This window comes from Streptomyces sp. NPDC050423, from assembly GCF_040655445.1.
Classification (GTDB): Bacteria; Actinomycetota; Actinomycetes; order Streptomycetales; family Streptomycetaceae; genus Streptomyces.
Genome location: NZ_JBFAJY010000017.1, coordinates 40,775 through 54,579, shown reverse-complemented (window position 1 = coordinate 54,579; position 13,805 = coordinate 40,775). Strand labels below are relative to the sequence as shown.

Annotated in this window: 12 protein-coding genes and 1 pseudogene; 10 read left to right on the top strand and 3 right to left on the bottom strand. The window is 70.5% G+C overall.

The window, feature by feature from the left end; translation table 11 throughout:
• Positions 1 to 31 precede the first annotated feature (31 nt).
• Positions 32 to 862, top strand: coding sequence for a serine protease (locus AB0I52_RS15210; protein ID WP_363072616.1), 831 nt, complete (start codon positions 32 to 34; stop codon positions 860 to 862).
• Positions 863 to 965: 103 nt separating this feature from the next.
• Here the strand turns inward: AB0I52_RS15210 and AB0I52_RS15205 are convergent, their stop codons facing one another.
• The gene (locus tag AB0I52_RS15205) at positions 966 to 1,199 is read right to left on the bottom strand and encodes a hypothetical protein (RefSeq protein ID WP_024489001.1); all 234 of its coding nucleotides are present in this window, start codon (positions 1,197 to 1,199) and stop codon (positions 966 to 968) included.
• Between the two features lie 438 nt (positions 1,200 to 1,637).
• Here AB0I52_RS15205 and AB0I52_RS15200 point away from each other — a divergent pair, with 438 nt between their 5' ends.
• The 6 genes from AB0I52_RS15200 to AB0I52_RS15175 all read left to right on the top strand — a co-directional run bounded on the left by AB0I52_RS15200 (position 1,638) and on the right by AB0I52_RS15175 (position 8,432).
• On the top strand, positions 1,638 to 3,758 hold the full coding sequence (locus AB0I52_RS15200; RefSeq protein ID WP_363072614.1) for a DNA topoisomerase IV subunit B: 2,121 nt from the start codon (positions 1,638 to 1,640) through the stop codon (positions 3,756 to 3,758).
• Between the two features lie 157 nt (positions 3,759 to 3,915).
• Positions 3,916 to 4,434 (top strand): DUF1453 domain-containing protein, encoded by a 519-nt coding sequence (locus AB0I52_RS15195; RefSeq protein ID WP_363072612.1) that lies wholly within the window; start codon positions 3,916 to 3,918, stop codon positions 4,432 to 4,434.
• The gene (locus AB0I52_RS15190) at positions 4,431 to 5,594 is read left to right on the top strand and encodes a histidine kinase (protein ID WP_363072610.1); all 1,164 of its coding nucleotides are present in this window, start codon (positions 4,431 to 4,433) and stop codon (positions 5,592 to 5,594) included. The genes AB0I52_RS15195 and AB0I52_RS15190 overlap by 4 nt, the downstream gene beginning before the upstream one ends.
• The gene (locus tag AB0I52_RS15185) at positions 5,591 to 6,268 is read left to right on the top strand and encodes a response regulator transcription factor (RefSeq protein WP_363072608.1); all 678 of its coding nucleotides are present in this window, start codon (positions 5,591 to 5,593) and stop codon (positions 6,266 to 6,268) included. The genes AB0I52_RS15190 and AB0I52_RS15185 overlap by 4 nt, the downstream gene beginning before the upstream one ends.
• A gap of 131 nt (positions 6,269 to 6,399) precedes the next feature.
• Positions 6,400 to 6,843, top strand: a complete 444-nt coding sequence (locus AB0I52_RS15180) for a DUF485 domain-containing protein (protein ID WP_363072742.1) — start codon at positions 6,400 to 6,402, stop codon at positions 6,841 to 6,843.
• Positions 6,840 to 8,432 (top strand): cation acetate symporter, encoded by a 1,593-nt coding sequence (locus AB0I52_RS15175; protein ID WP_363072606.1) that lies wholly within the window; start codon positions 6,840 to 6,842, stop codon positions 8,430 to 8,432. The genes AB0I52_RS15180 and AB0I52_RS15175 overlap by 4 nt, the downstream gene beginning before the upstream one ends.
• 144 nt (positions 8,433 to 8,576) lie before the next feature.
• On the opposite strand, the pseudogene AB0I52_RS15170 reads toward AB0I52_RS15175, so the two are convergent.
• A pseudogene (locus tag AB0I52_RS15170) lies at positions 8,577 to 8,891 on the bottom strand (hypothetical protein); the annotation flags it as partial.
• Positions 8,892 to 8,988: 97 nt separating this feature from the next.
• Between AB0I52_RS15170 and AB0I52_RS15165 the strand changes: the two are divergent.
• A complete protein-coding gene (locus AB0I52_RS15165) occupies positions 8,989 to 10,008 on the top strand; it encodes a LacI family DNA-binding transcriptional regulator (RefSeq protein ID WP_363072604.1) in 1,020 nt (339 codons plus the stop codon).
• A gap of 29 nt (positions 10,009 to 10,037) precedes the next feature.
• Here AB0I52_RS15165 and AB0I52_RS15160 read toward each other — a convergent pair whose 3' ends face one another.
• A complete protein-coding gene (locus tag AB0I52_RS15160; protein ID WP_363072602.1) occupies positions 10,038 to 11,384 on the bottom strand; it encodes a citrate synthase in 1,347 nt (448 codons plus the stop codon).
• Positions 11,385 to 11,496: 112 nt separating this feature from the next.
• Here AB0I52_RS15160 and AB0I52_RS15155 point away from each other — a divergent pair, with 112 nt between their 5' ends.
• On the top strand, positions 11,497 to 12,657 hold the full coding sequence (locus AB0I52_RS15155) for a citrate synthase/methylcitrate synthase (protein WP_363072600.1): 1,161 nt from the start codon (positions 11,497 to 11,499) through the stop codon (positions 12,655 to 12,657).
• Positions 12,658 to 12,677: 20 nt separating this feature from the next.
• The gene (locus AB0I52_RS15150; protein ID WP_363072598.1) at positions 12,678 to 13,805 is read left to right on the top strand and encodes a GTP-binding protein; all 1,128 of its coding nucleotides are present in this window, start codon (positions 12,678 to 12,680) and stop codon (positions 13,803 to 13,805) included.

The following is a 13,805-nucleotide window of genomic DNA, read 5'->3' as shown; positions in this document are numbered from 1 at the left end:
CATCGTCCATCGCAGAGTCAGGAGTACGCGTATGTCCCGTACCGTCGTCCGCGCCATGACCCGGGCGCTCGCCCTCACTGCCGCCGCGGCCGTGATACCGCTCGGATTCCCCGCCCCGGCCGTCGCGGACAGCATCGTCATCGGGGGTCAGCCCGCTCACGTCAAGGACAGCCCGTGGGTGGTGGCTCTCTCCAGCCGTGACCGGTTCGGAGATGCCCGCGCCGGCCAGTTCTGCGGCGCCGTGGCGGTGGGGCCGAAGAAAGTGCTGACGGCCGCGCACTGCCTCAGCAGGGAGGCGCTCGGTGTCGATGTCGGCCAGGTGCGCGATCTGCGGATCATCTCCGGCCGGGACGAGCTGAACGGCTCCGGCGGCAAGGAGATCGCGGTGAGCGGGACCTGGGTCAACCCCGGGTTCGACACCAGCACCAACAGCGGCGACGTCGCGGTGCTGACCCTCGCCGAGGCGTTGCCGGAGCAGAGCGTGATCCCGATGGCCGAAGCCGGTGACGCCGGGTACCAGCCGGGTACTCCCGCTGTCGTCTACGGGTGGGGGGACACCACGGGCAACGGCGACTACGCGTCGTCACTCCGGTCCGCGAAAGTGAGCATTCTGCCGGACAGCTCGTGCGAGCAGGCCTACCCGGGCGGCAGGAACGGCACGTACAAGGCCTCTGCGATGCTCTGTGCGGGCGAACCGCAGGGCGGGTACGACGCATGCCAGGGTGACAGCGGAGGGCCCCTGGTGGCCCATGGGCGGCTTGTGGGGCTGGTGTCCTGGGGGAGCGGCTGCGGTCGCGCCGGGAGCCCCGGGGTCTATACGCGGATTTCCGCCGCCATCGGGTGGATGGCTGACGCCGGCTGACCGATACCGGCTCCGGGCACGAGAACGGGCGGCCCCCCTTGCGGAGGGAGCCGCCCGTCGGCCGGTCCGGGACCGGACCCTGGCTCGTCGTGGATGCGAGGTGTCAGTGTTGTTCCTCTTCGGCGGCTTGGGCCTGCACGGCCGTCAGTCGGTCCGTCTCATCCTGTATTTCCGCGGCGATCTTCTTGAGTTCCGGCTCGAACTTGCGACCGTGGTGGGCGCAGAAGAGCAGTTCACCGCCACTGATCAGGACGACGCGCAGGTATGCCTGGGCGCCGCAACGGTCACAGCGGTCTGCTGCGGTCAGCGGGCTCGCGGGGGTCAGAACAGTAGTCACGTCGCCTCTTCTCTAGCTCGACGAGCTGTCGTACCAGGGTCAACATCCAACCAGCCCGAAAACGTTCCCGCTCGTGGCTTTTCTTCGAAACTTCTTCTCGAGATGGCTGTCTGTTGCCGGTTCGCGGCGAATGTGCCGTATTGCGTGGCGCTACGGTTTCGCGTTGCTTGTCTTGGTCGGTCCGTCCGGCCGGCTGGCTTGCCGGCTTGTTCATGAGGACGTGCCCGGAGCCTAAATGGTTCATGCGTGGAAGGGAACGTGATGTGCACGTCACTCCGACAAGGGATCGAACGTGCATGCGAGGCTGGACTAGTGTGAGCGTTCTCCGAGGGTGGCGTTACACCCGCTCCACCAGGCCTCGGTACCCTCTCAGCGGCAACCGAAGCCGAGCCCGTTACCCACTGGGCCCCAAATGAAATTCAGCGAGGAGCGAACCGCGTGACCGCCGATACGTCCGTGCCGTCCACTGCGCTGCTGACCGGAGCAGACCGAGACGGTTCCAACTACACCGCGCGGCATCTGCTCGTACTCGAGGGGCTCGAAGCGGTTCGCAAGCGCCCCGGGATGTACATCGGGTCCACCGACAGCCGCGGCCTCTTGCACTGCCTCTGGGAGATCATCGACAACTCCGTCGACGAGGCTCTCGGTGGGTACTGCGATCACATCGAGGTCATCCTCCACGACGACAACTCCGTCGAGGTCCGCGACAACGGCCGGGGCATCCCCGTCGACGTGGAGCCCAAGACCGGTCTGTCCGGCGTCGAGGTCGTGATGACCAAGCTCCATGCCGGAGGCAAGTTCGGCGGTGGCTCGTACGCCGCCTCCGGCGGTCTCCACGGCGTGGGCGCCTCCGTGGTCAACGCACTCTCCGCCCGGCTCGACGTGGAGGTCGACCGCAACGGCGTGACCCACGCGATCAGCTTCCGGCGCGGGGTTCCCGGCATGTTCACCGAACAGGGACCGGACAGCCCCTTCGACCCGGCCAACGGGCTCCTCAGGGGCAAGCGGGTCCCGAAGGCGCGAACCGGTACCAGGGTCCGGTACTGGGCCGACCGGCAGATCTTCCTCAAGGACGCCAAGCTCAATCTGGACACGCTCTACCAGCGGGCCCGTCAGACGGCCTTCCTCGTTCCCGGTCTCACCATCGTCGTGCGCGACGAGCGGGGCCTGAACGGCGAGGGCAAGACCGAGGAGACCTTCCGTTTCGACGGCGGGATCAGCGAATTCTGCGAGTACCTCGCGCAGGACAAGGCCGTCTGCGACGTTATGCGCCTGACCGGTCAGGGCACCTTCAAGGAAACCGTGCCCGTACTCGATGAGCGCGGGCACATGACGGCGACCGAGGTCACCCGCGAACTGGTCGTCGACATCGCCATGCGCTGGGGCACCGGGTACGACACCAACCTGAAGTCCTTCGTCAACATCATCGCCACCCCCAAGGGCGGCACCCATGTGTCCGGGTTCGAACGCTCCGTGACCAAGACGATCAACGAGGTGCTCCGCTCCGCGAAGCTGCTGCGCGTCGCGGAGGACGACATCGTCAAGGACGACGCGCTGGAGGGCCTCACCGCGGTCGTCACCGTACGGCTCGCGGAGCCGCAGTTCGAGGGGCAGACCAAGGAGGTGCTCGGAACCTCCGCGGCCAACCGGATCGTCGCCAACGTCGTGGCCAAGGAGCTCAAGGCACACCTGACCTCGACCAAGCGGGACGCGAAGGCCCAGGCCAGGGCCGTCCTGGAGAAGGCGGTGGCCGCCGCCCGCACCCGGATCGCGGCCCGCCAGCACAAGGACGCGCAGCGTCGCAAGACGGCTCTGGAGTCCTCCTCGCTGCCCGCGAAGCTCGCCGACTGCCGCAGCGACGACGTGGAGCGCAGCGAGCTGTTCATCGTGGAGGGCGACTCCGCGCTCGGGACCGCCAAACTGGCCCGGAACAGTGAGTTCCAGGCCCTGCTGCCGATCCGGGGCAAGATCCTCAACGTTCAGAAGGCATCCGTCTCCGACATGCTGAAGAACGCCGAGTGCGGCGCGATCATCCAGGTCATAGGAGCAGGGTCCGGACGGACCTTCGACATCGACGCGGCCCGCTACGGCAAGATCGTCCTGCTGGTGGACGCCGATGTGGACGGCGCCCACATCCGGATCCTGCTGCTGACGCTCTTCCAGCGGTACATGCGGCCGATGGTCGAGGCGGGGCGGGTCTTCGCCGCGGTGCCCCCGCTGCACCGGATCGAGCTCGTCCAGCCGAAGAAGGGCCAGGACAAGTACATCTACACGTACTCGGACAACGAGCTGCGCCAGCGGCTGCTGGAGCTCCAGCGCAAGAACGTCCGGTACAAGGACTCGATCCAGCGCTACAAGGGGCTGGGCGAGATGGACGCCGACCAGCTGGCCGAGACCACGATGGACCCGCGCTTCCGCACGCTGCGGCGGATCAACATCGGCGATCTGGAATCGTCCGAGCAGGTCTTCGATCTGCTGATGGGCAACGAGGTGGCGCCCCGCAAGGAATTCATCACCAGCTCGGCCGCCACGCTGGACCGCTCGCGCATCGACGTCTGAGTCCGCGGCCGTCCGGCCCGTGCGGCACCGGAGCCGTCGTCTCCACCCAGGGGTGGAGATGACGGCTCCACCCACGATCCACCCCTGAGCCGATCCCCTGACCTGGCTGTTTCCGTAGCGTCGGAGTCGTAGAACTTCCCGCTATTCGGAGGCCTCCATGTCCGGGCTCGTCAATGTCCTGGTGATCGTCGCGGTCATCGCTCTCGTAGTGGTCCGCCAGTGCTCGGCGCGGCAAATCTCCGGCGACCGGCGCTGGTGGGTGCTGCCGGGTGTCCTGCTCGTCATGGCGCTGCGCGAGCCCGGACTCGTGGACCGGCACCACGAGACACTCTCCCTCGTCGTCCTGGGCGCCGAGCTGGTCGTGGGGCTGGTCACGGGCGCCGCCTGGGGATGGACGGCCCGGCTCTGGCGGGCGGAGGACGGCTCCCTCTGGAGCAAGGGGACCAAGGCCACCGTCTACGTCTGGACCGGAGGTCTGGTGCTGAGGGCGGCCCTCTACGGGGTGGCCGCGGCGCTGGGCGTGCATCAGGGCAGCCCCGCCCTGATGACGGCTCTCGCCGTGACACTGCTGGTGCGCAGCGGGGTGCTGGACCGGCGGGCCGCGGAGATACCGGCGTCGTACGGTGTTGCTGCTGACCGCGCGCCGTTCCGGCAGGCATGGAAGGACCGTGTGTGACACCCGCTTCGTGGACGAGCTGGCCTTCGCGGGAGGCTCTCTCGCGGGAGACGCGCACCCGCTCACGGATCGTCATCGCGTGGTCCGTACGGGCCGGGCTGCTCACCCTGATGCTCTGGGGGACCTTCACGGGCGGGCTGTTCGAGCCCTGGGAGATCGCGGTCGGCCTGATCGGGGTGCTCGGCTGCGCGGTGCTCGCGGTGGTCTTCTTCCGGGCCAGCCTGGAGAACCGCCTGTGGGTGTCCCTCGGCACGCTCGCCCTGCTGATGCTGGCGGCGTTCGGGGCCCAGCAGGCCGGGGCCACAGTGCCGGCGGTGGTGCTCTGGTGCGGCTGCGCGGTCACGGCTCTGGAGCGGCTGCCGCTGGTGGCGGGAGTCCCGTCCACGGCGGTGGCACTCGGCGCGTACGCCGTCGTGAACACCGACGACTGGCCGGCCACCGCTATGACCACGGCGGGGCTCTGCCTCGCGGGCTACGTGCTGCGCCTGGACGCCGAGGCCCGCGGCAGCGCGCGGCGGCTTCTCGCGCAGGAGCGGGCCGCGCGGAAGGCGGAGGCCGAGACGGCCGCCCTGGACGAGCGGTCCAGGATCGCCCGGGAGATCCACGATGTGCTCGCCCACAGTCTCTCCGCGCAGTTGGTGCATCTGGAGGCGGCGCGGCTGCTGATCGAGCGGGAGCCCGCGGGGCAGTTCCGGGACCAGGTCCTTCAGCGGGTGGTCGCGGCCCGCTCCATGGCCCGTGAGGGGCTTGCGGAGACCCGCCAGGCGCTCTCCGCCCTGCGCGGCGAGGTATCGCCGGTGGAGGACTTCCTGCGCCGGCTGGTGGCGGCAGAGCCGGCCGAGGTCAGGGTGGAGGGCGAGCGCCGGACGCTGACCGCCGAGGCCTCGCAGACGGTCCGGCGCGTCGCACAGGAGGCGCTGACCAATGTGCGCAAGCACGCGCCGGGGGCCAGGGTGATCGTCCGGCTGGAGTACCTGCCGGACGGGATCGCCCTGGAGGTCAGCGATTCGGGTGGGAGAAGTCCCGGGGGCGACCTCGCTGTCAGTGGCTCCGGATACGGTCTGCTGGGAATGAGGGAGCGCGCCGAACTGCTGGGCGGCACGCTGGAGGCCGGTCCCGGCGAGGAGGGGTTCGTGGTGAATCTGAGGGTGCCCGCGTGACCGCGCGGGTGGTGGTGGCCGATGACCAGTCGGTGGTGCGCGAGGGAATCGTCATGCTGCTGGGCCTGCTCCCCGGGATCGAGGTGGTCGGATCGGCGAAGGACGGGGAAGAGGCCGTTGCCCTGGTCGCCGAGCTTGCACCCGACGTGGTCCTGATGGACCTGCGGATGCCCCGCTGCGACGGGGTGGAGGCAACGCGCCGTATCCGCAAGGACTTTTCCGCCACCCAGGTCGTCGTGCTCACGACCTTCGCCGAGGACGACTCGCTCTTCCCCGCACTCCGGGCCGGGGCCCGCGGCTATCTCACCAAGGACGCCGGGGGCGACGAGATCGTGCGGGCCATCGAGGCGGTGCTCTCGGGCGAGGCCGGGCTCTCGCCCGCCGTGCAGCGCCGGCTGCTGGAACAGGTCACCACGGGGCCGTTGCCCCTGGCCGGGGGCGGTGAGCCGGAGCTGCCCGACGGGATGACCCCTCGCGAGGTGGAGGTGCTCGTCCTGATCGCCGACGGGATGTCCAACGCGGAGATCGCCCGCGGCCTGCACATCTCGCAGGCCACCGTGAAGAGCCACATCAACAACCTGTTCGCCAAGGCGGGGCTCCGCGACCGGGCGCAGGCGGTCCGCTACGCGTACGTTCGAGGGCTCGCACAGCCACCCGGTACATCCTTCACCTGAAGAGGTGAAGTCCCGCGAATGAAGTGCCCGGGATCTTCCCGATCTGCCCATTCTTGGGTACGCGGCCGAAGTGGTCCGTGGACAAGGGGAGTTGTTCGGTGGAGAAGGAAGCAGGGCGCGAGTCCGCAACGATGAGACTCGACGACCCGTGGTACGACGCGCTGGCCTCCGGATGGGGGGAACTGGACGGTACGGGAAGCTTCGCGCCCGCCGGGACGCCCGATTCCGTGGCACCGCAGCGCGGCCACAGCGCGGCGGACATCTACCTGGAGGTGCAGCGTAGCGACGCCTTCCAGGAGGTGCGGCGCCGGTACCGGCGCTTCGTCGTCCCCGCCACCCTCGCCTTCTTCGTCTGGTACCTCGCCTACGTGGTCATGGCGGTCACCGCGCCCGGCCTGATGGCGAGACCGGTGGCCGGGGCGGTCAACGTCGCCATGGTCGCGGGGCTCGGGCAGTTCCTCACGACGTTCCTGCTCACCGGCGCGTACGCACGGCACGCGCGGCTGCGCAGGGACCGGGCGGCGCTCGATCTGCGCTGGGAGACACAGGAGATGACACGGGGGCTGGGGCGTTGAGCGGGAATCACCAGACCCTGGCGCTCCTGCTGTTCAGCGTCTTCATCGCCGTCACACTCGGCATCACCACCTGGGTGAGCCGCAACCGGCACGGTTCGGCCGAGGAGTTCTACGCCGGCGGCCGGCTGTTCTCGCCCATGGAGAACGGATTCGCCATCGCGGGCGACTACATGTCGGCCGCGTCCTTCCTCGGCATCTCCGGTCTGATCGCCCTCTTCGGATACGACGGCATGCTGTACTCCGTCGGCTTCCTGGTCGCCTGGCTCGTCGTGCTGCTCCTCGTCGCGGAACTCGTCCGCAACTGCGGCCGGTTCACTCTCGCCGATGTGGTCGCGGCGCGCATGGCGGAGCGCCCGGTCCGGATCGCGGCGGGGACGTCATCCGTCACGGTCTCCGTGCTCTACCTGGTGGCGCAGATGGTCGGCGCGGGCAGCCTGGTGGCCCTGCTCCTCGGCGGAACGAGCGGCGCCACGCGGTCCTGGACCGTCATCGGCGTCGGTGCGCTCATGGTGATCTACGTGTCGCTCGGCGGCATGCGCGCCACCACCTGGATCCAGATCGTGAAGGCCGTCCTGCTGATGGCGGGCACGATCGTCCTCACCGTGCTCGTCCTGGTCCACTTCCACGGCAATGTCAACGAGCTGCTCAACTCCGCGGCCGACCGCAGCGGGTACGGCAAGAAGTTCCTCTCGCCCGGTCTCCGGTACGGCGGCACCTGGACGGCACGCGTCGACTTCATCAGTCTCGGACTGGCCCTGGTACTCGGCACGGCCGGACTGCCGCACATCCTGTCGCGCTTCTACACCGTGCCGACCGCCCGCGCGGCCCGCCGGTCGGTCGTCTGGTCCATCGGCCTCATCGGCAGCTTCTACCTGATGACGATCGTGCTCGGATTCGGGGCGGCGGCGCTGGTCGGCTCGGCGGACGTCCGGGCGTCGAATCCCGCCGGGAACACGGCCGTTCCGCTGCTGGCCCTGGTGCTCGGCGGCGGCGAGGGCTCCACCGGGGGAACGATTCTGTTCGCCGTGGTCGCCGCTGTGGCCTTCGCGACCATCCTCGCCGTCGTCGCCGGGATCACCCTTGCCTCGTCCGCCTCCGTCGCCCACGACCTCTACGCGTCGCTCCGCCGTCCGGGTTCCAAGCAGCGCAGCGAGGTCGCCGTGGCCCGGGTCGCCGCAGCGGGGATCGGGGTGGCCGCCATCGGTCTGGGGCTGCTCGCCCAGGACCTGAACGTGGCGTTCCTGGTGGGCCTGGCCTTCGCCGTCGCGGCGTCGGCGAACCTGCCGGTGCTGCTCTACTCGCTGTTCTGGCGGAACTTCACCACGCGCGGGGCGGTCTGGTCGGTCTACGGAGGGCTGATCCCCGCCGTGCTGCTCGTCCTGTTCTCCCCGGTGGTCTCCGGCAGCGCCACCTCGCTCTTCCCCGGCGTGGACTTCCAGCTCTTCCCGCTGGAGAACCCCGGCCTGGTCTCCATCCCGCTGGGATTCCTGGCCGGCTGGATCGGCACCGTCACCTCGCAGGAGCCGCCGGACGCGGCCAAGCACGCGGAGACCGAGGTCCGCGCACTGACCGGAGCCGGCGCAGTCTGACGGGTGACGGCGCGCCCTCAGGTGCGCGGGAGGCCGTCGCCCCAGGCATAACGGTGCTCCGGAGGCATCCTGCTCGGCCGGTCGCCGCACCAGTGCGAGCCCCGGGCCTCGCTTGCCGTGCGCGGGCGGGTCCTTGGCCGCGCCGAGGGCGACGACGCCCTCCCGGATGCCGTGCAGCATCGCCTCGCGCTCCGTCGGCAGCCCGGCGATATCGGAGAAGCCCAGGTCATGGGTCTGCCGTTGCAGGCGCCGGAGATCAGCCGCGCTCTGCGCGACGGCCGGCGCCCGGCGCATCGCCCGGTCGTCGAGTTGTGCGCTGAGGGGTGCCGGAAAGAGGCCGGTGGCGAGTACGGTGACGCCGGTGGCGATGGTCGGCCGCATCAGCGGTACCTGCGAGAAGACCCGCTGGGGCCGGCCGAGCTGACGCCGCTTCCTGGCCGTGGGCGGTGTGACGCTCATCGTGGAGACGGCAGAGGGCATTCCGCTGTCTTCCGAAAATCGTCTCGTTTCCAGCCCCACGCAATCCGCTTGCGTTTCTTGCGCTAATCTTGCACTCATGACGCGACGACTTGCTCAGGTGGCACAGAAGGTTGGAGTCAGCGAGGCCACGGTCAGCCGGGTGCTCAACGGCAAGCCAGGAGTCTCCGACGCCACGCGGCAGGCCGTCCTGTCCGCGCTGGACGTCCTCGGGTACGAGCGGCCGACCCAGCTGCGCGGCGAGCGGGCCCGGCTGGTCGGCCTGGTCCTGCCCGAGCTGCAGAACCCGATCTTCCCCGCCTTCGCCGAGGTGGTCGGAGGTGCGCTGGCGCAGCAGGGTCTGACGCCCGTCCTGTGTACCCAGACCAAGGGCGGCGTCTCCGAGGCGGACTACGTCGAGCTGCTCCTCCAGCAGCAGGTCTCGGGCGTCGTCTTCGCCGGTGGCCTCTATGCCCAGGCCGACGCCCCGCACGACCACTACAAGGTGCTCGCCGACCGTAAGATCCCCGTCGTTCTGATCAACGCGGCCATCGCCCATCTCGGCTTCCCGGCCGTCTCCTGCGACGATTCCGTCGCCGTCGAGCAGGCCTGGCGCCATCTGGTCTCGCTCGGTCACGAGCGCATCGGCCTGGTGCTCGGCCCCTCGGACCACATGCCCTCGCTGCGCAAGCTGGCCGCCGCCCGGGTGCTCGCCGAGGAGTCCGGCAGGGCCATCCCCGACGCGTGGGTGGCCAGGGCGATGTTCTCGCTCGAGGGCGGGCAGGCGGCCGCCATGCGGCTGCTGGACGAAGGGGTCACGGGGTTCATCTGCGCCAGCGACCCGCTGGCCCTGGGCGTGGTGCGCGCGGCACGCCGCCGCGGCCTCTCGGTCCCCGCGGACGTCTCCGTCGTCGGGTACGACGACTCGGCGTTCATGAACTGCACCGAGCCGCCGCTGACCACGGTCCGCCAGCCGATCGAGGCCATGGGGCGGGCGGCCGTCGAGCTGCTCTCCGTGCAGATCGGAGGGCGGGCAGTGCCCTCCGACGAGCTGCTCTTCGAGCCTGAGCTGGTGGTACGCGGCTCCACGGCCCAGCCCCCGCGCAACGCTTCCCGCTGACCGTCGCTAATTTGCGCCTGGCGAACCGTCTATTGCGGCGGCGTCCCGATGGCGTCGGGCAGCGGTCGAGGCGGTCGCGGCCCGGTGTACTGGCCGATGGGGCGCATCCGCAGCGGGCGCTCCCCGTACTCCTCCAGGGCATGGGCGATCCACCCCGCGGTTCGGGAGATCGCGAACACGGTCTCACCCGCCTCCGCCGCCATGTCCGAGGAGACGGACAGCACCGCGAGCGCCAGATCGACATTCGCGTGCAGCGGGGCGTGGCGCGCGGTCGTGGTGACCACGTCGCGCGCCGCGGCCAGCGCCGGCGCTGCTCGCGGGACCTTTGTGAGCAGCGCGAACAGCGTCGTGGCCCGTGGGTCCTCGCCGGTGTAGAGCCGGTGGCCCAGCCCCGGTACCCGGCGCCCGGTGCGGAGGTGGTCCGCGACCACCGGGGCCGCGCCGCCCCGCTCCAGGGCCTCGGCCAGCATCCGGTGCGCCAGTCCGCTGGCCGCGCCGTGCAGCGGCCCCTCCAGCACCCCGAGCCCCGCCGACACCACCGCGTAGGGGTGGGCCCGAGCGGAGGCCGCGACCCGGGCGGCCAGGGTGGAGGCGGCCAGGTCGTGGTCGATCAGCAGTCCCAGAGCGGTGTCCAGCACGGCGAGTGACGCCTCGTCGGCCGGGAGTGCGGTGAGTTTCGGCCACAGTTGACCCGCCAGACCGGTGTCGGAGGATGCGCCCGCGCCGCCGGCCCCGGCCCCGGCCCCGCCCGCGTCCCCGTTCGCGCCGCCGCCCCTGCCCCCGTCCGCGCCCACCGTCGGCAGTGCGGCCACCAGGGTCGGGATCAGACTCCGGGCGCCCCCCAGCACCGCCTCGCGCGACAGGTCGAAACGCAGCGGATCGGCGGCGGCCGCGGCGACGACCGCCACCCGCAGCCGGTCCGTCGAACCGCAGTGCACCGGCAGTGCGCCGACCGTCCGGCGGGCCGCGGCCAGCGCTTCGGAAGGTGCCGTGAAGCGCGTGCCCGTCCGCAGTTCACCGGTCCAGAGCCACTCGGCGACCTCCTCGTAGCTATGGCGCCGGGCCAGCTCCGTGGCGTCCACGCCCCGGAAGTAGTAGCGGTCGCTCTCGATGAGCGTGATGCCGGTCCGGAAGGCGAGCTCACCGGCGGGGGAAGCGGGCTCCCTGCGTCCCGTACGCCGGGCCAGGGCGTCGACCTCCGCCGCGTCGAACGTGCTGCCCCGCCCGCCGGGCGCGCGGTTGCTGCTCAGCTGGCCCCGGCTCACGTACGCGTACACCGTCTCGGGCTTCACGCCCAGGCGCTCGGCCGTCTCCCGGGTGGTGAGCCGATGCGCCGTGGGCCCAGAACTGTCGCCCGCATCTGCTTGATCCGTCATGCTGCTCACCGTATCCATATTGATTCAATCAACATTGACAGATTCAAAGTCAAGCATGGACAGTCGAATCAATGTCAAGAGTCACAACACCGGAATGTCCATGGAGGAAGCAATGACGACCATGACCGGCTCAGCCCCGCTCGACGTCCCCCGAGGCCTCGCGGGTGTCGTCGTCACCGACACGGCCCTCGGTGATGTCCGCGGCAGGGAGGGCTTCTACCACTACCGGCAGTACTCGGCGGTCGAGCTGGCGCAGACCCGCGGCTTCGAGGACGTCTGGTACCTGATGACCGAGGGCGAACTGCCCGGTCCGGCCGCCCGCGCCGACTTCGCGGCCCGCACCGCCGGACTGCGCCGGCTGCCCGCGGAGGTGCGTGACGCCCTGCCCGCCATAGCCCGTGCCGGCGCCGTCTCCGGTCCGCTCGCGGGGCTGCGCACGGCGCTCTCGCTGCTCGGCGCATCGGCGGGCTTCCGCCCCGTGTACGACATCGACGCCGGCCGGCGCCGTGCCGACGCGCTGACCGCCTGCGCCGCGGTCCCCACCGTGCTCACCGCCCTGCACCGGCTCGGTCGGGGCCTCGAACCGGTGGAGCCGCGCGACGACCTGCCGTACGCGGCCAACTACCTCTACATGCTCACCGGTTCCGTGCCGGACGCCGCCCGGGTCAGGGCCGTCGAGCAGTATCTGATCTCCACCGTCGACCACGGCTTCAACGCCTCGACCTTCACCGGCCGGGTCGTCGCCTCCACCGGCGCGGACGTCGCCGCATGCCTGGTGGCGGCCGTCGGCGCGCTCTCCGGACCGCTGCACGGCGGTGCGCCCAGCCGGGCCCTCGACACCCTGGACGCCATCGGGACCCCCGACCGCATCGACGGATGGATCCGCGAACGGGCGCTCGCCGGTGACCGGATCATGGGCTTCGGGCACCCGGTCTACCGCACCGAGGACCCGCGCTCGCGCATGCTGCGCGGCATCGCCCAGAGCTTCGGCGGACCACTCGTCGACTTCGCCGTCGAGGTGGAACGGCAGGTCGAGGCGATCCTCGCCGAGCTCAAGCCGGGGCGCGAACTCCACACCAACGTGGAGTTCTACGCCGGAGTGGTCATGGAACTGTGCGGGCTGCCGCGCGAGATGTTCACGCCGACGTTCTGCGCGGCGCGAGTGGTCGGCTGGAGCGCCAATATCCTGGAGCAGGCGGAGGACTCAAAGATCATCCGCCCGGCGGCCCGTTACGTCGGCCCGCCTCCGCCGCAGCCGGTCCCGGCCGCCTGACGTCCCCCGAAGGGCCCCCGTTGAACCCGTCGTCCCCGCCCCGCAGCCGGCAGATCCCGGTCATCGTCCTCGCAGGATTCCTGGGATCCGGCAAGACGACGCTGCTCAACCACCTGCTGCGCCATCGCGCGGGAAACCGGATCGGCGTGATCGTCAACGACTTCGGGTCCATCGAGATCGACGCCATGACCGTGTCCGGGCAGGCCGGCTCGACGGTCTCACTCGGCGGTGGCTGTCTGTGCTGCGCGGTCGACGTGAGCGAGCTGGACACCTACCTGGAGACCCTCACCCGGCCCGCCGCCCGGCTCGACGTGATCGTCATCGAGGCGAGCGGGCTCGCCGAACCCCAGGAACTCGTACGGATGCTGCTGGCCAGCGACAACCCGCACATCGTGTACGGGGGACTGGTCGAGGTGGTCGACGCCGCCGAGTTCGCCGCCACCCGGGACCGCCACCCGGAGATCGACCGCCATCTCGCCGTCGCCGACCTGGTCGTGCTGAACAAGACGGACCGGGCCGGGGACGCCGGACTGCTCCGCATCCGGGAGGCCGTCGCCTCCACCGGCAGCACGGCGGCCGTCGTCCCCGCCACGTACGGGCGCATCGACCCCGAGCTGCTCTTCGATCCGGCGCTGCGGCCCGAAAGCGAGGAGAAGGCCCGGCAGCTGACCTTCGAGGACCTGTACCTGGAGGAGCGGGCGGCGGACGCCGGTGAGGAGCACGGGGACCATCTGCACGCGGCGTACGAGAGCGTCGAGTTCACCTCCGACGTGCCCATGAGCCCCCGTCGGCTGATGGGGTTCCTGGACTCCCGGCCGGAAGGCCTCTACCGGATCAAGGGGTTCGTCGACTTCGGCGCGGGGGACACGGACAACCGTTACGCGCTGCACGCGGTCGGCAGGTTCCTGCGGTTCGCCCCGCAGCCCTGGACGCGCGGCGAACCGCGGCTGACCGGGCTCGTGCTGATCGGCTCCGGCATCGACGCCGAGGCCCTGCGCAAGGAGCTGGCGGACTGCCGGGAGACCGTCCCGGCGCCGGGGGAAACGGCGCCGGGGGAAACGGCGCCGGACACAGCGCAGGACGCCGCACATGAGCGAAGCATGTGGGGCGTCCTGCGGTACGTGCGGCAGCCCGGCGACGACGCATAG